The organism is Frigoribacterium sp. 9N, from assembly GCF_902506305.1.
Taxonomy (GTDB): Bacteria; Actinomycetota; Actinomycetes; order Actinomycetales; family Microbacteriaceae; genus Frigoribacterium.
In genome coordinates this window covers 1,040,893-1,057,676 of sequence record NZ_LR733392.1, presented here as the reverse complement: position 1 = coordinate 1,057,676, position 16,784 = coordinate 1,040,893, and the positions used below count along the sequence as shown (strand labels likewise).

General features: G+C 69.9%; 18 protein-coding genes. 1 reads left to right on the top strand and 17 read right to left on the bottom strand.

Annotated elements, in window-relative coordinates; genetic code table 11:
- Positions 1 to 38: 38 nt before the first annotated feature.
- The 14 genes from ARTHRO9V_RS08000 to ARTHRO9V_RS07935 form a co-directional block, all read right to left on the bottom strand.
- Positions 39 to 389 (bottom strand): rhodanese-like domain-containing protein, encoded by a 351-nt coding sequence (locus ARTHRO9V_RS08000; RefSeq protein WP_159826542.1) that lies wholly within the window; start codon positions 387 to 389, stop codon positions 39 to 41.
- Complete coding sequence (secF, locus tag ARTHRO9V_RS07995) at positions 386 to 1,396, bottom strand: protein translocase subunit SecF (protein ID WP_123570107.1); 1,011 nt, start codon at positions 1,394 to 1,396, stop codon at positions 386 to 388. The genes ARTHRO9V_RS08000 and secF overlap by 4 nt, the downstream gene beginning before the upstream one ends.
- Positions 1,396 to 3,159 (bottom strand): protein translocase subunit SecD, encoded by a 1,764-nt coding sequence (gene secD / locus ARTHRO9V_RS07990; RefSeq protein WP_056045374.1) that lies wholly within the window; start codon positions 3,157 to 3,159, stop codon positions 1,396 to 1,398. Before secD ends, secF begins: the two co-directional genes overlap by 1 nt.
- Positions 3,160 to 3,255: 96 nt before the next feature.
- On the bottom strand, positions 3,256 to 3,669 hold the full coding sequence (gene yajC, locus ARTHRO9V_RS07985) for a preprotein translocase subunit YajC (RefSeq protein ID WP_123570108.1): 414 nt from the start codon (positions 3,667 to 3,669) through the stop codon (positions 3,256 to 3,258).
- Positions 3,670 to 3,748: 79 nt separating this feature from the next.
- On the bottom strand, positions 3,749 to 4,774 hold the full coding sequence (gene ruvB / locus ARTHRO9V_RS07980; RefSeq protein ID WP_056045381.1) for a Holliday junction branch migration DNA helicase RuvB: 1,026 nt from the start codon (positions 4,772 to 4,774) through the stop codon (positions 3,749 to 3,751).
- Positions 4,771 to 5,385, bottom strand: coding sequence for a Holliday junction branch migration protein RuvA (ruvA, locus tag ARTHRO9V_RS07975; protein WP_159826540.1), 615 nt, complete (start codon positions 5,383 to 5,385; stop codon positions 4,771 to 4,773). The genes ruvB and ruvA overlap by 4 nt, the downstream gene beginning before the upstream one ends.
- Positions 5,382 to 5,957 (bottom strand): crossover junction endodeoxyribonuclease RuvC, encoded by a 576-nt coding sequence (gene ruvC, locus ARTHRO9V_RS07970; RefSeq protein WP_159826538.1) that lies wholly within the window; start codon positions 5,955 to 5,957, stop codon positions 5,382 to 5,384. Before ruvC ends, ruvA begins: the two co-directional genes overlap by 4 nt.
- Positions 5,958 to 5,966: 9 nt before the next feature.
- A complete protein-coding gene (locus tag ARTHRO9V_RS07965; RefSeq protein ID WP_056045387.1) occupies positions 5,967 to 6,728 on the bottom strand; it encodes a YebC/PmpR family DNA-binding transcriptional regulator in 762 nt (253 codons plus the stop codon).
- 38 nt (positions 6,729 to 6,766) lie between these two features.
- Positions 6,767 to 7,372 (bottom strand): pyridoxal 5'-phosphate synthase glutaminase subunit PdxT, encoded by a 606-nt coding sequence (pdxT, locus tag ARTHRO9V_RS07960; RefSeq protein WP_159826536.1) that lies wholly within the window; start codon positions 7,370 to 7,372, stop codon positions 6,767 to 6,769.
- Positions 7,373 to 7,394: 22 nt separating this feature from the next.
- Positions 7,395 to 8,309, bottom strand: a complete 915-nt coding sequence (gene pdxS / locus ARTHRO9V_RS07955; protein ID WP_159826534.1) for a pyridoxal 5'-phosphate synthase lyase subunit PdxS — start codon at positions 8,307 to 8,309, stop codon at positions 7,395 to 7,397.
- 23 nt (positions 8,310 to 8,332) lie between these two features.
- Positions 8,333 to 8,917 (bottom strand): HIT domain-containing protein, encoded by a 585-nt coding sequence (locus ARTHRO9V_RS07950; RefSeq protein WP_369794371.1) that lies wholly within the window; start codon positions 8,915 to 8,917, stop codon positions 8,333 to 8,335.
- A gap of 2 nt (positions 8,918 to 8,919) precedes the next feature.
- Entirely contained in the window at positions 8,920 to 10,857 is a 1,938-nt protein-coding gene (gene thrS, locus ARTHRO9V_RS07945) for a threonine--tRNA ligase (RefSeq protein WP_236557085.1), read from the bottom strand.
- A 194-nt stretch (positions 10,858 to 11,051) separates the two neighbouring features.
- Positions 11,052 to 11,501 (bottom strand): Fe-S cluster assembly sulfur transfer protein SufU, encoded by a 450-nt coding sequence (gene sufU, locus ARTHRO9V_RS07940; protein WP_123570113.1) that lies wholly within the window; start codon positions 11,499 to 11,501, stop codon positions 11,052 to 11,054.
- Positions 11,498 to 12,805 (bottom strand): aminotransferase class V-fold PLP-dependent enzyme, encoded by a 1,308-nt coding sequence (locus tag ARTHRO9V_RS07935; RefSeq protein ID WP_159828560.1) that lies wholly within the window; start codon positions 12,803 to 12,805, stop codon positions 11,498 to 11,500. The genes sufU and ARTHRO9V_RS07935 overlap by 4 nt, the downstream gene beginning before the upstream one ends.
- 221 nt (positions 12,806 to 13,026) lie before the next feature.
- Between ARTHRO9V_RS07935 and ARTHRO9V_RS07930 the strand changes: the two genes are divergently transcribed.
- On the top strand, positions 13,027 to 14,253 hold the full coding sequence (locus ARTHRO9V_RS07930) for a cobalamin-independent methionine synthase II family protein (protein ID WP_159826532.1): 1,227 nt from the start codon (positions 13,027 to 13,029) through the stop codon (positions 14,251 to 14,253).
- A 78-nt stretch (positions 14,254 to 14,331) separates the two neighbouring features.
- Here the strand turns inward: ARTHRO9V_RS07930 and ARTHRO9V_RS07925 are convergent, their stop codons facing one another.
- Genes ARTHRO9V_RS07925 through ARTHRO9V_RS07915 form a run of 3 tightly spaced genes read right to left on the bottom strand, consistent with a single transcriptional unit; the run spans position 14,332 to position 16,647 of the window.
- Positions 14,332 to 15,135 (bottom strand): amino acid ABC transporter ATP-binding protein, encoded by an 804-nt coding sequence (locus ARTHRO9V_RS07925; RefSeq protein WP_207113969.1) that lies wholly within the window; start codon positions 15,133 to 15,135, stop codon positions 14,332 to 14,334.
- Positions 15,125 to 15,790: an amino acid ABC transporter permease gene (locus ARTHRO9V_RS07920; RefSeq protein WP_159826530.1), complete on the bottom strand. Its 666-nt coding sequence runs from the start codon at positions 15,788 to 15,790 to the stop codon at positions 15,125 to 15,127. Before ARTHRO9V_RS07920 ends, ARTHRO9V_RS07925 begins: the two co-directional genes overlap by 11 nt.
- Before the next feature lie 2 nt (positions 15,791 to 15,792).
- On the bottom strand, positions 15,793 to 16,647 hold the full coding sequence (locus tag ARTHRO9V_RS07915) for an amino acid ABC transporter substrate-binding protein (RefSeq protein ID WP_159828554.1): 855 nt from the start codon (positions 16,645 to 16,647) through the stop codon (positions 15,793 to 15,795).
- Positions 16,648 to 16,784 lie beyond the last annotated feature (137 nt).

Genomic DNA, 16,784 nt, shown 5'->3' with positions numbered 1-16,784 from the left:
GACGTGGACTCCGTGGGGTCAAGGGTACCCGTCGGCCGTCAGTCGACCGACGCCCCGGGGTGGCCGTCGTCTGCCACGACCGTGCCCCCCGCGTCCCGCCAGGCGAGCATCCCACCGACGACGTTGCGGGCGTCCACGCCGACGCCTCGGAGGGCGTCCGTTGCGCGGGCCGACCGCATGCCGGAGTGGCAGACGACGAGGACGGGGCGGTCGGTGGGGACCTCCCCGACCCGTTCGTTCAGCTCGGACAGTGGGATGGACGTCGCGCCGGGCGCATGACCTTCATCCCATTCGTGCGGTTCTCGGACGTCGAGCACGTAGGTGCCGTCGGACAGGGCGTCGATGGCGGCGTCGGCCCCGATCTCGGGTCGACGGTGGTCGCCGATCATGCGCCCACCGTCTCGTCGACGGTGAGGGGCTCGGTCTTCTGTGCCTCGAGCTTGCGGGCATCGCGTTTCGCGATGTCCGGCTCACGGAGGCGGAGCGTGGCGTAGAGCGGTGAGGCGATGAAGATCGTCGAGTAGGTACCGACCAGGATGCCGATGAAGAGCGCCAGGGAGATGTCGCGGAGGGTGCCCGCTCCCAGGACGAATGCCCCGATGAAGAGGATCGCCGCGACGGGGAGGAGCGCCACGACCGACGTGTTGATCGACCGGACCAACGTCTGGTTGACGGCCAGGTTCACGGACTGTCCGAACGTGCGTCGTGAGCCCTCGCCGTCGTCGGCGGTGTTCTCGCGGATCTTGTCGAACACCACCACGGTGTCGTAGAGCGAGTAGCCGAGGATCGTCAGGAAGCCGATGACCGCCGCCGGGGTGACCTCGAAGCCGACGATGCCGTAGATGCCCGCGGTCAGCACGAGGTCGTGCAGCAGGGCTGCCATGGCGGCCAACGACATCTTCCAGGTTCGGAAGTACAGCGTCATGCCGATCGCGGCGAGGATCAGGAAGATCACGAGACCCTTGATGGCCTGGCTCGTGATGTCGGCACCCCATGAGGCACCGATGAAGGACGAGGTCACTCGATCGTCGGGGACGTCGTACGCGGTGGCCAACGCCGCCGCCACGTCGTTCGTCTGAGCGGCTTCCAGCTGCGAGGTCTGCACGCGGATCGTGTCGGTGCCGACCTGGGTGACCCGCGGGTTCGAACCGGGTACGACCTCGTCGACGGTCGTCGTGGCGACGTCCTGGTCGAGTTCGGCCGGCTGGGCGACCTGGAACTCCGACCCACCCGTGAACTCGATGCCGAAGTGGAAGCCGCCGCGGAGGAACGGGACGGTGACCGAGATGAGGATGACCAGGGCGGCGATCCAGTACCAGCGGCGGCGGTGGCCGACGATGTCGTACGACCGGGCACCCGTGTAGAGGTCGTTGCCGAATTTCGAGAAACTGGCCATCAGGAGTCCTTCTTCCCTTCACCGGCGGTCGACGAGTCGACGCGCTCGGTGTTCTTCTCGGCGGCTTTGCGCTCGGCGATGGTCTGACGCTTGACGGCCTCGCGACCGCCCGCTTGCTTGCGGCCGACGACGGCCGGGGTTCGGAACTGCGCCCGCCCCCGGTAGACCGCGCCGAGGGCGCGTGGGTTGAGCCCGCTGAACGAGTGGCCTTCGCCGAAGAACCGCGTCCGGGCGATGAGCTGGAGCATGGGGTGGGTGAACAGCGAGACCACGATCAGGTCGATCACCGTGGTGATGCCCAAGGTGAGCGCGAAGCCCTTGACGTTGCCGACCGCGAGGATGAAGAGCGTGATGGCCGCCAGGAAGTTCACCGTGTCGGACGCGATGATCGTGCGGATGGCGCGCTTCCAGCCCGATTCGACGGCGCTCTCGAGGATGCGACCGTCGCGGAGTTCGTCCCGGATGCGTTCGAAGTAGACGATGAATGAGTCGGCCGTGATGCCGATGGCCACGATCAGACCGGTCACCCCCGCCAGCGAGAGGCGGTAGCCCTCTCGCCAGGACAGGATGGCGATCACGAGGTAGGTGAGCACGGCGGCGATGACCAGCGACAGGACGGTCACGAAGGCGAGGGCCCGGTACTGGATCAGCGAGTAGATGACCACCAGGATCAGGCCGATGAGGCCGGCGATCAGGCCGCTGATCAGCTGGGTCTGTCCGAGGGTCGCGGTGATCGTCTCGTTGCTCTGGACCGAGAAGCTGAGCGGGAGGGCACCGAACTTCAGCTGGTCGGCGAGGGTTTTCGAGGAGTCCTGCGTGAACTGGCCCGTGATCTGGGCCCGGCCGTCGGTGATGGCGGCGTTCGCGGACGGCGCCGTGATGACCTGGTTGTCGAGGGTCACGGCGAACTGGTTCTGCGGCGCCTGCAACGAGACGAGGCGCGAGGTGACCTGGGAGAACCGGTCGGTGCCCTGGCCGTTGAACTCGAGGTTCACGGCCCAGGTGTTCGTCGAGTTGCCCTGCGAGTCGGCGGCGAGGCCGTTCGTGGCGTCGCTGATGTCGGAACCCTGCACCTCGACCGGGCCGAGGATGTACTTGGCCGTGCCGTCGGTGGAGCAGGTGACCAGTGGCTCGTCGTCACGGGCCGTGGCCAGGTCGTTCTCGGCCGCGCAGTCGTAGTTCTGGTAGAGGTCGGCGAGTTGGGGGGTGATCCACGCCAGGTCGGACGCGTTCGTCGGGGACGCGGTCGGCGTGCTCTCGAGCTCGGGGTTGGGGGTGTAGGGCGTGGCGCTCGGGCTGGCAGTGGCGCCGTCGCCTTCTCCGCCGACCGCGGCGTTCGAGACCGCCTCGGTGTAGAGCACGGGGCGGAAGGTCAGCTTGGCCGACGCCTCGATGCGTTCGAGGGTCGCGTTGTCGGGTCGTCCGGGGATGGACACGACGATGTTCTGCGTGCCCTGCTTGGTGATCTCGGATTCCGAGACGCCGGCCGAGTCGATGCGCTGCCGGATGATCGTGACCGCCTGGTCCAGCTGCTCCGACGACACCGTCTCGCCGCTCTGGAGCTGGGCCGCCAGGGTGATCTGCGTGCCGCCCTGCAGGTCGAGGGCCAGTTCGGGCACCCAACTCGCTCCGTTCCACCACCCGTCACGACCGGAGTCGTTCAGGAACGTGGCCGTGCCGTTCAGGGCCGTGAGGCCGGCGATGATGACCAACAACCAGGTCAGGGATCGTATTGCTTTCTTCACCGGCGTCGAGCGTGCCACGGAGGAACTCTGCTTTCTCATGGGAGCGCGCGCTCACGTGGAGCGCGCGCCGTGGATCGGACCCGGCCGCGCCAGGCGGCCGAGGCGGTCGTCGGGTCAGGCCTTGGTGTCGGAGTCCTTGGCGACCGTCGAATCGACCGGTGCGGACGTGGCGCGTTCACCGAACTCGGGAGCGTCGTCGATGACGCGGTCGTGCTCGGTGGAGCCGTCGGCCAGCGAGTCGGCGTCGTCGGCGACGGGCTCGTCGATGACCGGTTCGACGACGCGACCCAGGGTCTGACGGTGGACCTTGAGGACGGTGCCGGGCGAGACCTCGACCTCGGCGACGTTGTTCTCGTCGTCGATGGAGACGACGGTGCCGTAGACGCCGAACGAGAGCATGACCTCGACGCCGGGGACGAGCTTGTTCTGCAGTTCGGCCTGCTGACGGTCGCGCTTCTTCTTGTTGCGGAACATGAAGACGACGAGGACCACCAGGAGGAGGACCATGATGAGGGTTGCGGGATCCATGCGGAACTCCCTTTCGCTGTTGGGGGTGTGGGCCGAGCGGGACTCGCTTCAGCGAGCGAAGGCCTCGGACCTGCAGGAATTATAGGTCATCGCCGAAGAGCGCCCCTGAGGCGTGCGCCAGACCGAAGTGCCGCCAGGCCTCGGGAGTGGCGATGCGTCCCCGCGGCGTGCGGGTGAGCAGGCCCACCCGGACGAGGAACGGCTCGACGACCGACTCGATCGTGTCGGCCTCTTCTCCCACCGAGACCGCGAGGGTGTTGAGGCCGACGGGTCCGCCGCCGAACCGGGTCAGCACCGTGCGGACGACCTCACGGTCGAGCCGGTCGAGCCCCAGCGAATCGACGTCGTAGAGATCGAGCGCTTCGCGCACGGTCGTCAGGTCGGCATCCCGCCCGTGGACGAGCGCGTAGTCGCGGACGCGTCGGAGCAGGCGGTTCGCGATGCGAGGCGTGCCCCGGCACCGTCCGGCGATCTCGGCCAGGGCGGCACCGTCGATGACGATGCCGAGGAGGGACGCCGCCCGGCGGAGGACCTCGGTCAGCTCGGCCTCGTCGTAGAACTCGAGGTGCGCCGTGAAGCCGAACCGGTCGCGTAGGGGGTTGGGCAGCAGTCCGCTGCGGGTGGTCGCACCGACGAGCGTGAAGGGCGACAACTCGAGGGGGATGCTGGTCGCTCCTGCCCCCTTGCCCACCATGATGTCGATCCGGTAGTCCTCCATCGCGAGGTACAGCATCTCTTCGGCCGGCCGCGCCATGCGATGGATCTCGTCGATGAAGAGCACCTCCCCCGGCACGAGAGCGGAGAGGACGGCGGCCAGGTCGCCCGCGTGCTGGATCGCGGGACCCGACGACATGCGCAACGGCCGAGCCCCTTCGTGGGCCACGATCATGGCCAGGGTCGTCTTGCCGAGCCCGGGCGGTCCGGCGAGCAGGATGTGGTCGGGGGTGCGGCCCTGCATCGTCGCGGCCTTGAGCAGCAGCTCGAGCTGGCCCCGCACCTTGGACTGCCCGACGAACTCGCCGAGCGAGGTGGGCCGCAGCGCCCCTTCGAAGGCCAGCTCGGCCTCGGACTCGAGCGTGGGGCGGGTCAGGTCGTCGTCGCTCACGCTCGGGCCCCGGCGGACTTCTGCGGACCGAGGTGACCGAGTGCGGCACGCAGCAACTGCGGCACGGCCACCGCGACGGCGTCGCCCCGGTCCGCCACGACGGCGTCGATGGCGGCCTGCGCCTCACGGTCGGACCACCCGAGCCCGACCAACGCGACGAGCACGTCGGCAGCCGTCGTCGACGCCGCCGTGACGGTCGGCGCGGTCGGTGCCACGTCGAGCTTGCCGGTCAGCGAGAGGACGATGAGCTTGGCCGTCTTCGGCCCGATGCCCGAGACGCGTCGGAACGCGGCGTCATCGTCGGCGGCGACGGCGGTGGCGACCTGATGGGGCGTGAGCGTCGACAGGACGCCCTGGGCCGACTTCGGACCGACGCCGGTGACGCTGCGGAGCAGGTCGAAGACCTCGAGTTCTTCGCGGTCGGCGAAGCCGAAGAGCGAGAGGTCGTCTTCTCGGACGATCAACGCCGTGTGGACGAGCGCCTGCTCGCCGACGCGGACCGTCAGTGCGAGTTGTGGGGTGACCGAGACACGGAGGCCCACGCCGCCGACCTCGACCACGACCGATGTGCCGGACGCGGACAGGACGGTACCGCGGACACTCGAGATCATGCCCCCAGCCTAGGAGTGCGCACCGACTTCTCGGCGTCGCGCCACGCTCGCTGGGCCGGCGTGAGGGAACCCGAGGAGGCGCGGGCGGCGACGGGCGCACCCCGCCAGGCATGGCAGATGGCCAGGGCCAGGGCGTCGGCGGCGTCCGCCGGCCGGGGCGCCTCGGCGAGCCCGAGCAACCGGGCGACCATCGTCCCGACCTGCTTCTTGTCGGCCGACCCGTAGCCGGTCACGGCCGCCTTCACCTCGGACGGCGTGTGCAGCGTGACGGGGATCTCGCGTTCGGCAGCGGCACGCAGGGCGAGGCCGCTGACCTGTGCCACCCCCATGACGCTGCGGACGTTCTGTTGGGCGAAGACCCGCTCGATCGCCATGGCGTCCGGCCGGTGCTTGTCGATGAGCGCCTCGAGACCGCGACCCAGGGCGAGGAGACGCAACTCGAGGGCGAGGTCGGGGGCGGTGCGGATGACCTGCACGTCGACCAGGGTCGCACGCCGCTGGGCGTCGACCTCGACCACGCCGACCCCGCATCGGGTGAGCCCGGGGTCGATGCCGAGCACCCGGAGCGTCACCGCGGCGGCCTATTCTTCGTCGTCGAGCGCGGCCTGCACGTCGGCGGGGACGTCGTGGTTCGCGTAGACGTTCTGCACGTCGTCGTCGTCGTCGAGGGCGTCGATGAGTCGGAAGACCTTGCGTGCCGTCTCGAGGTCGACCTCGATCTTGAGCCCGGGCACGAACTCGATGTCGGCCGAGTCGTAGTCGATGCCGGCGTCCTGGAGGGCCGAACGGGCCGGGACCAGGTCGGAGGCCTCGGTGACGATCTCGAAGCCTTCACCACGATCGGTGACCTCTTCGGCTCCGGCGTCGAGGACGGCGGCGAGGACGTCGTCTTCGGTGAGGTCGTCCGTCTTCATGACGGCGATGACGCCCTTGCGGCTGAAGTTGTAGGCCACGCTGCCGGGGTCGGCCATGGTGCCGCCGTTGCGCGACATCACCGTGCGGACGTTGGCGGCCGCGCGGTTCTTGTTGTCGGTGAGGCACTCGATCAACAACGCGACGCCGTTGGGGCCGTACCCCTCGTACATGATCGTCTGGTAGTCGACGCTCTCGCCGCTGAGACCGGCACCGCGCTTGACGGCCCGGTCGATGTTGTCGTTGGGGACCGAGGTCTTCTTGGCCTTCTGGACGGCGTCGACCAGCGTGGGGTTGCCGGACATGTCGGCCCCGCCCTGCTTGGCCGCGACCTCGATGTTCTTGATGAGCTTGGCGAACGACTTGGCACGTCGACTGTCGATGACGGCCTTCTTGTGCTTGGTCGTTGCCCACTTGGAATGCCCGGACACGGTGCTCCTTCAGACTGCTGACGTGGATCGCGACGAGTCTACCGCGACGCCCGCGCGCGGGCCTTGTCGAGGAACCGCGAGTGGAACCGCAGGTCGTCGGTGACCTCCGGGTGGAACGAGGTGCCCATCAGAGGACCCTGCTCGACGGCGACGACCCGGCCGTCCTCGAGGACGCCGATCGCCGTCGCGGCCGGCCCGACCGCGTCGACCACCGGGGCACGGATGAAGACCGCGTGCACGGGTGGACCGTCGAGCACGGGGACGTGGACGTCGGTCTCGAACGAGTCGGTCTGCGAGCCGAACGCGTTGCGCCGGACCGAGACGTCGAGGCCCCCGATGCTCTGCTGGCCGGGGATGCCGTCGACGATGCGGTCCGCGAGCATGATGAGGCCGGCGCAGGTCCCGTAGACGGGCATCCCCGAGCCGATCGCCCGTCGGAGCGGCCCGTCCAGGTCGAACATCCGCGACAGCTTGTCCATGACGCTGGACTCGCCGCCCGGGATCACGAGACCGTCGATCTCGTCGAGCTCGGAGGCTCGGCGTACGGGGACGGCCTCGGCCCCCAGCGAGGTCAGGACGGCCAGGTGTTCACGGAAATCGCCTTGCAGGGCCAGGACGCCGACCCGGGGCGTTCGGTCGGGCATCACCGACGATCGACCGCCGAGGTCACCAGCCGCGCTCGGCGAGGCGGTGCGGTGCGGGGAGGTCGGGCACGTTGATGCCGACCATCGCCTCGCCGAGACCGCGCGACGCGTCGGCCACGACCTGGGGGTCGTCGAAGAAGGTGGTGGCCTTGACGATCGCCTTGGCACGGTCGGCCGGGTTGCCCGACTTGAAGATGCCCGAACCGACGAAGACGCCGTCGGCACCGAGCTGCATCATGAGCGCCGCGTCGGCGGGTGTCGCGACGCCGCCCGCAGTGAAGAGGACGACGGGGAGCTTGCCGGTCTCGGCGATCTCTTTCACGAGCTCGAAGGGAGCCTGCAGTTCTTTCGCGGCGACGTAGAGCTCGTCGGACTTGAGCCCACGGAGCTGGGCGATCTCTTTCGAGATCGTGCGGATGTGCTTGGTGGCCTCGGACACGTCACCGGTGCCGGCCTCGCCCTTGGAGCGGATCATGGCCGCGCCCTCGGTGATGCGACGCAGCGCCTCGCCCAGGTTGGTGGCCCCGCAGACGAAGGGGACGGTGAAGTTCCACTTGTCGATGTGGTTGACGTAGTCGGCCGGGCTCAGCACCTCGGACTCGTCGATGTAGTCCACGCCGAGGGTCTGGAGGATCTGGGCCTCGACGAAGTGGCCGATGCGGGCCTTCGCCATGACGGGGATCGAGACCGCCGCCACGATCTCGTCGATCATGTCGGGGTCGCTCATGCGGGCGACACCGCCCTGGGACCGGATGTCGGCGGGAACGCGCTCGAGGGCCATGACGGCCACGGCCCCGGCGTCTTCGGCGATCTTCGCCTGCTCGACGTTGACGACGTCCATGATGACGCCGCCCTTGAGCATCTCGGCGAGACCGCGCTTGACGCGGCTCGAACCGGTGGTGGAGGACTGGTGGGAGGCAGGGGTCGTGTCGCTCATGATGGCCCCTATCTTAGGCCCGATCAGACCGCCGACGCCGCCGTCGGCGTCGTGCCGTCGCCGTCCCTCGGCCAGGCCTCGGAGACCGCGACGCGGACGTCGCCGAGCAGCTGCGTGACGGCCTTCGTCTGAGCGATGATCGGGAAGAAGTTCGAGTCGCCGCCGTAGCGCGGCACCACGTGTTGGTGCAGGTGGGCCGCGATGCCGGCTCCGCCGACCTGCCCCTGGTTCATGCCGATGTTGAAGCCCTGCGCGTGGGACACCTGTGTGAGGACCCGCATGGCGGTCTGGGTCAGGGACGCGATCTCGGCCACCTCGTCGGAGGTGGCGAGGTCGTAGGTGGAGACGTGCCGGTACGGGCAGACCAGCAGGTGCCCCGGGTTGTAGGGGTAGAGGTTGAGCAACACGTAGGCGTGTTCGCCCCGGGCCACGATGAGCGCGTCGTCGTCCGACCTCGAGGGGGCGCTGCAGAACGGGCAGGAGTCGTCGTGGGCGCCCTGGCCCGCCTCGACGTAGACGGCGCGGTGCGGCGTCCAGAGTCGCTGGAACGCGTCGGGGACCGCGGCGAAGTCGGCGGAGGACTCGGCCGCGGACCCGTCGGCGACCACGCTCAGACCTGGGCCTTGGTCTCGATGGCGGCGACGATCTTGGCGATCGCCTCGTCGAGCGGCACGCCGTTCTCCTGTGAGCCGTCCCGGTAGCGGAAGCTGACGGCCCCGGCCGCGCGGTCGTCCTCGCCGGCGATCAACTGGAACGGCACCTTGGCCTTGGTGTGCGTGCGGATCTTCTTCGGCATGCGGTCGTCGCTGTGGTCGACCTGCGCCCGGACGCCGACCTCGCGCAGACGTGCCACGACGCCGTCGAGGTAGTCGCCGTACTCGTCGGCGACGGGGATCGCCACGACCTGGACGGGCGCCAGCCAGACCGGGAAGGCCCCGGCGTAGTGCTCGGTGAGCACGCCGAAGAAGCGCTCGATCGAACCGAACAACGCCCGGTGGATCATGACCGGACGCTGACGCGAGCCGTCGGCCGCCGTGTACTCGAGGTCGAAGCGCTCGGGCAGGTTGAAGTCGAGCTGCACCGTCGACATCTGCCAGGTGCGTCCGATCGCGTCGCGTGCCTGGACCGAGATCTTCGGCCCGTAGAACGCCGCGCCGGCCGGGTCGGGTACGAGTTCGAGGCCGGTCTCTTCTGCGACCTGCCTCAGCGTCGCCGTCGCCTCGTCCCAGGTGGCGTCGTCGCCCACGTACTTCTCGGGGTCCTTGGTGGACAGCTCGAGGTAGAAGTCGTCGAGGCCGTAGTCGCGCAGCAGGCTGAGGACGAAGTCGAGCGTGCCCTTGAGCTCGGCCGCCATGTCGTCACGGGTGGTGAAGATGTGCGCGTCGTCCTGGGTCATGCCGCGCACGCGGGTGAGCCCGTGGATGACGCCGGACTTCTCGTTGCGGTACACGGTGCCGAACTCGAACAGGCGCTGTGGCAGGTCACGGTAGGACTTGGCCGACGAACGGTACGCCAGGATGTGCATCGGGCAGTTCATCGGCTTGAGGTAGTAGTCCGCACCCTGACGGGTGATCTCGCCCTCGTCGTTGCGTGCCTCGTCGAGGTGCATCGCCGGGAACATGCCGTCCTTGTACCACCCCAGGTGGCCCGAGGTCTCGAACAGGGCCGCCTTGGTGATGTGCGGCGTGTAGACGAACTCGTACCCGGCCTTCTCGTGGCGTTCGCGCGAGTAGTCCTCCATCTGGCGACGGATGATGCCGCCCTTCGGGTGGAAGATCGCGAGACCCGAGCCGATCTCGTCGGGGAACGAGAAGAGGTCGAGCTCGGCGCCGAGCTTGCGGTGGTCGCGCTTGGCGGCCTCCTCGAGTCGGGCCTGGTAGGCGCGCAGGTCGTCCTTGGTGGGCCACGCCGTGCCGTAGATGCGTTGCAGCTGGGGGTTCTTCTCGGACCCGCGCCAGTAGGCGGCCGCCACGCGCATCAGCTTCGTGGCGTTGCCGAGGAGGCGCGTGCTGGGCACGTGGGGACCGCGGCAGAGGTCGAACCAGACGACCTCGCCGGTCTTCGGGTCGAGGTTGTCGTAGACCGTGAGCTCGGCCCCGCCCACCTCGACCGACTCGCCGTCGGCGCCGAGCTCGTCGGCCGACCCGCCCTTGAGCCCGATGAGCTCGAGCTTGAACGGTTCGTGGGCGAGCAGCTCGCGGGCCTCGTCGTCGGTCACGACGCGACGACGGAAGCGCTGGCCCTGACGGATGATGCGCTCCATGCCCTTCTCGATGGCCTTGAGGTCGTCGGGGGTGAAGGGCTCCGCGACGTCGAAGTCGTAGTAGAAGCCGTCGGTGACGGGCGGTCCGATGCCGAGCCTGGCCTCGGGGTTGATCTGCTGCACCGCCTGGGCCATCACGTGCGCAGCCGAGTGCCGGAGGATGGCCAGGCCGTCGGGCGAGTCGATCGTGATCGGCTCGGCCACGTCGCCCGCGTGCAGTTCGGTCGCGAGGTCGCGGAGTTCGCCGGACACGCGGACGGCCACGACCGACTTGTCGGTGAACAGCTCGGAGCCGGTCGTCGTCGCGGTGGCCTCGACGGCCGAGAGGCCGGGCGCGGCTGAGGAGGCGGTCGGGTCGATGTCGGTCTGGTCGGACACGGCGGTGGTTCCTATCGTCGAGGGGCGGGGACCACTTTAGTCGCCGACCGACCGCCGACAGGCCGACCAGGGCCTCGACGGGCGACGAGGCCCGGGTCGGCTCAGACGGCGCGCAGTTCGGTCGAACAGGCCTCCGCCGCGACCCACGCGAGCATGCCGCACTTCACCCTCATGACGAACTTCGAGACACCGTGGAACACGACCGCGTCGCCGAGGACCTCGTCGTCGGGCTCCCCGGCGCCCCGGGACCGCATCATCTCGCGGAACTCTCCGACGAGTGCGTCGAGCTCGGTCAGCGTGCGACCCGGAGCCAGCTGCGCCAGCACCGAGGCGGAGGCCATCGAGATGCTGCAGCCGGCGCCCTGCCAGCGGAGGTCGGCGATGCGGTCGGTCCCGGGCTCGAGGGCGACGCGGACGGTGATCTCGTCACCGCAGGTCGGGTTGCGTTCGTGGTGCTGCGCGTCGGCCCCGGGCAGCTCGCCGTCGCCGTGGCGCGCCTTGGCGTGGTCGAGGATGACCTGCTGGTACAGGCCGTCGAGGGCGGCGCTCACCGCGCCTCCTCGGCCTTCTCGTCGACGGGCTCCGGGCCGACGACGCCGAAGTAGCCGCGGACCTCGGCGACCCCGGCGACCAGCCGGTCGACCTCGTCGCTCGACGAGTACAGGTAGGTGCTGGCCCGCGTCGTGGCCGTCACCCCGAGACGACGGTGCAGTGGCTGGGCGCAGTGGTGGCCGACCCGCACGGCGACGCCGCGCGCGTCGAGGAACTGGCCGACGTCGTGGGCGTGCACCCCGTCGACGACGAAGCTGGCGAGTCCCGATCGCGGCACACCGGCCGGCGGACCCACGACCGTGACGCCGTCGACGGCCTCGAGGCCGCGGACGAGCAGGTCGGCGAGGGCCTCCTCGTGGGCGCGCACCCGGTCCATGCCGACGGCGTCGAGGTAGCGCACGGCCTCGGCCAGGGCGACGGCCTGGGACACGGGCTGCGTGCCGGCCTCGAAGCGCTGCGGAGCGGGGAGGTACTCGGAGCCCTCCATCGTCACCGTCGTGATCATCGAGCCGCCGGTCCGGAACGGCGGCAGGGCGTTCAGCAGCTCGGCCCGGCCGTAGAGGACGCCGATGCCCGTGGGCCCCAGCATCTTATGGCCCGAGAATGCGGCGAAGTCGACGTCGAGGTCGTGGAGGTCGACGGGGCGGTGCGGGACCGACTGGCAGGCGTCGAGGACGACGAGGGCGCCGACGTCGTGCGCCAGCGCCACCAGCTCGGCGACGGGCGCGACGAGGCCGGTGACGTTCGAGACGTGGGCGAAGGCGAGGAGGCGCGTGCGGGGTCCGATCACGGCGGCCGCGTCGGCGGTGGTCCAGGTGCCGTCGTCGCGGACCGGCACGAATCGCAGGCTGGCACCGGTCGTCGCGGCGAGTTCTTGCCACGGGACGAGGTTCGCGTGGTGTTCGGCCTCGGTGACGACGATCTCGTCGCCGGGCGCGAGGGCGAAGCGTCGCGCGGCCTCACCACCCCGCCCGTGCGTCGCGTTCGCGACGCCGTACGCGACGAGGTTGAGGGCGTCGGTGGCGTTGGAGGTCCAGACGATCTCGTCGACGTCGGCACCGACGAAGCGGGCGACCGTCTCGCGCGCCTCTTCGTAGGCCTCGGTCGACAGGGCGGCGAGCGTGTGGGCGCCCCGGTGCACGGCCGAGTTCGTCGTCTCGAGGAAGCGCCGCTCGGCGTCGAGCACGGACGCCGGCCGTTGGGCGGTCGTCCCCGAGTCGAGGTAAGCGAGCGGCTCGCCGTTGACGTCCTGCCCGAGGAGCGGGAAGTCGGCGCGCAGACGGCGGGCGTCGTCGTCGGACAGCCCCGGACGGTGGGTGGATGGTGCGGAGGAGGTGGTGGTCACGGTGTCCCTTCCCGTCGATCGTACCGAGGCCCCCCGAGGGGCCCGGCTCCGGCCGACACGGGTCGCAACGGCCGACGGCCGCCCGATGTTCCCGAGCGCACGGCTGTGACGTCCCGTGTCGTGCCCATCGCACTCGTCCGGGGTCGGGGCCAGAGTGGTGGCGACGAACGGAGCACCCCATGACGACCACCCCCGGCCGCATCGAGACCACCCACGCGGGAAGCCTGCCGCGCACGCCCGAGCTGATCGCCGCGAACGACGCACGCGCCCTCGGCGAGGACGGCTTCACCCTCGAGCGCACCCCCGAGTTCGACGCCCTGCTGACCGACGCCGTCGTCGATCTCGTCCGGCGCCAGAGCGATCTCGGCATCACCATCGTCGGCGACGGCGAGTACGGGAAGGCCATGACGAGCGCGGTCGACTACGGCGCCTGGTGGTCGTACTCGTTCCAGAGGGTCGGCGGGCTGTCGCTGACCGGGTCGGACATCTTCAGCCAGCCGGCCGTGCGGTCCTCGCCCGGCGACGTACGACTGACGTCGTTCCCCGACCGCCGGGACTGGCGGGCCTTCCACGACGCCTACACCGACCCGACCTCGGGCATCGGCACGGGCTCGGGTGCCACGCCGTTCCCGAGCACGACGGGACCCCTGGCCTACGTCGGACACGCCGCCATCGCCTCGGACATCGCCAACCTGAAGGCCGGGCTCGAGGCGAGCGGTTCGACCTCGGGCTTCCTCACGTCGTTGTCCCCGGGCAGCGGTGCCCGCATCGCCAACGACTTCTACGCCACCGAGGAGGAGCACATCTGGGCCTGGGCCGAGGTGCTGCGCGAGGAGTACACGGCGATCGTCGAGGCCGGCCTGACCGTCCAGATCGACGACCCCTCGATCGCCGAGAACTGGGACCAGATCAACCCGGAGCCGAGCGTCGAGGACTACCGGGCGTTCACCCGAATCCGCGTCGAGGCGCTCAACCACGCCCTCAGCGGCCTGCCGCCGGAGCAGGTGCGCTTCCACCTCTGTTGGGGCTCGTGGCACGGTCCCCACACGACCGACGTCGAGTTCCGTCACATCGTCGACCTCATGCTCGAGATCGACGCCGGCTCGTACTCGTTCGAGGCGGCCAACGTCCGTCACGAGCACGAGTGGAAGCTCTGGCGCGACGTCGAGCTGCCGACCGGCAAGACGATCGTGCCCGGTGTCGTCAGCCACGCCACGAACGTGGTCGAACACCCCGAACTCGTGGCCGACCGCATCGAACGGTTCGCCTCGCTGGTCGGCCCCGAGAACGTCGTCGCCTCGACCGACTGCGGCCTGGGCGGTCGCATCCACCCGCAGATCGCGGTGGCCAAGCTGGCCTCGCTCGGCGAGGGCGCGCGCATCGCCTCGCACCGCCTGTTCGGCTGAGCGTCCCGGACCGCGTCGACCCGCGCCTCCTGGTCCCCGATCGAGGAGGCGCGGGTCGCTCGTCGCGCGGACGTCCCGTCAGTCGTCGAGCGGCTTGAGCACCCGTTGCAGGAACTGCTGCGTGCGGGCCTCGCGGGGGCGGGACAGCACGTCGGCGGGACGGCCCCGCTCGACGACGACGCCGGCGTCCATGAAGAGCAGCTCGTCGGCCACGCGTCGGGCGAACTCGAGCTCGTGGGTGACGACGATCATCGTCCAGCCCTCGTCGGCGAGTTCCTTCACGACGGTGAGCACGTCACCGACCAGTTCGGGGTCGAGGGCCGAGGTCGGCTCGTCGAAGAGCAGGAGTTCGGGCCGCAGGGCGAGCGCGCGCACGATGCCCACGCGCTGCTGCTGGCCGCCCGAGAGCTCGGCCGGGTAGGCGTCGGCCTTCTCGGCGAGGCCCACGCGCGCGAGGAGTGCCTCGGCCTCGGCCCGCGCCTCCTTCGGATCGCGTCCCTGGACGCGCACCGGTCCCTCGACGACGTTCTGCAGCACCGTGAGGTGCGGGAACAGGTTGAAGTGCTGGAACACCATCGACGAGCGGTCGCGGAGGGCCAGCAGGTCGCGCTTGCCGACCGTGGTGCCGAAGTCGATCGAGCGGCCGTCGGAGAGCGTGACGACTCCCCCGTCGGGCACCTCGAGGCTGTTGAGCGACCGCAGCACGGTCGTCTTGCCCGAGCCCGAGGGCCCGATGATGGCGACGACGCGTCCGCGGCGCACCTCGAGGTCGATGCCGCGCAGCACCTCGTTCGTGCCGAACGCCTTGTGCAGCCCCCGGACGGTCAGCACGGGGGCACCGGTCTCGTCGGCCGGCCGGGGCGGGGTGACGTCAGCGGGCAACGTGGCGGTCCAATCTCTTCTCGAGGGCGTCCTGCCCGAACGACAGGATCAGGCAGATCACCCAGTAGACCAGGGCGGCCTCGAGGTAGATCAGCAGGAACTGGTTCGAGACGGTGGCGATCTGCTCGGCCTGACGGAACAGCTCGACGACGAGGATGACGCTCGCCAACGAGGTGTCCTTGACCAGGCTGATGAAGGTGTTCGACAGCGGGGGCACCGAGACGCGCGCCGCCTGCGGCAGGATGATCCGCCGGAGGGCGAGCCCCCGCGACATGCCGATGGTGTGGGCGGCCTCCCACTGGCCCTTGGGCACCGAGAGGATGGCCGCGCGGATGACCTCGGCCGCGTACCCACCGACGTTCAAGGAGAACGCGATGATGGCGCTGGGCCAGGGATCGAGCTTGACGCCGATCGACGGGAGGCCGTAGAACACGACGAAGAGCTGCACGAGCAGCGGCGTGCCCCGGATGATCGAGATGTAGACCCGGGCGATGCCCGCGAGGACCGTCTGGCCCGACAGGCGCATCAGCGCGATGACGACGGCGATGACCAGCCCGATCGCCATCGACGCGAAGGCGAGCGGGATCGACGCGACGAGCGCCCCCGACACGATCGGCCAGAGCGACCGCCAGAAGAGGTCGAGGGAGGACTGCACGCCTACTCGCTGACGTCCTGGCCGAAGTACTTCTCGCTGATCGACGACAGCGTCCCGTCGGCCCCGAGCTCGGCGAGGGCGTCGTCGATCGTGGACACGAGGTCGTCGCTGCCCTTCGTGGTGACCAGGGCCGAGCGCGAGACGTCGTCCGTGGTCGCCGCGATCTTGATGCCGGCGGCCTGGTCGGGGTTGGTCTTCACGTAGTCGAGGAAGGTCAGTTCGTCGTTGACGGTCGCGTCGATGCGACCCTGCTCGAGGAGCGCGACCGACTGGGCCCAGCCGTCGACGACCTGCACGTCGGCGCCCGCGTCCTTGGCGGTCGTGTAGAAGTTGCTCGACTGCGACTGGGCCGTCGTCTTGCCCTCGAGGTCGGAGAGCGAGGTGATGTCGGTGTTGTCGGCGGCCGTGATCACGACACCGCGGCTGACCGTGTAGGGCGTCGAGAAGTCGTACGTGGCCTCACGCTCGTCGGTGATCGAGATCTGGTTGGCCACGAGGTCGAAGCGGCCGGCGGTGAGTCCGGCGAGCAGGGCGTCGAACTGCGTCTCCTCGAAGGTCGGCGTGACGCCGAGCTTCTCGGCGACGGCCGTGGCGACGTCGACGTCGTAGCCGGTCAGTGCGCCGGCCCCGCCCTCGTGGTAAGTGAACGGCTGGTAGGTGCCCTCGGTGCCGATGACGAGCTCGCCGGCGGCCTGGATGTCGGACAGGCTCTTCGCCGCGCTCGTGTCGGCGGTCGCGCTGCCGGTGGACTGGACGACCCCGTCGGTGGAGGCGGGCGCGCAGGCGGCCAGCGCGATGGCGGCGGCGGCGACGACGCCGACGGAGGCGAGGCGACGGACGGTGCGGACGGCGGTGATCTTCACGAGGGTTCCTTTGCTGCGGCTCGGGGGTCGGACGAGCCTCCCGACACTAACGCCGCGGGGGCGGGCGTGATTCCCGATGACTCCGCATGACCTGGCGGCCACGGAGGCCGGGCGTCGTCGCGCACCCGTCG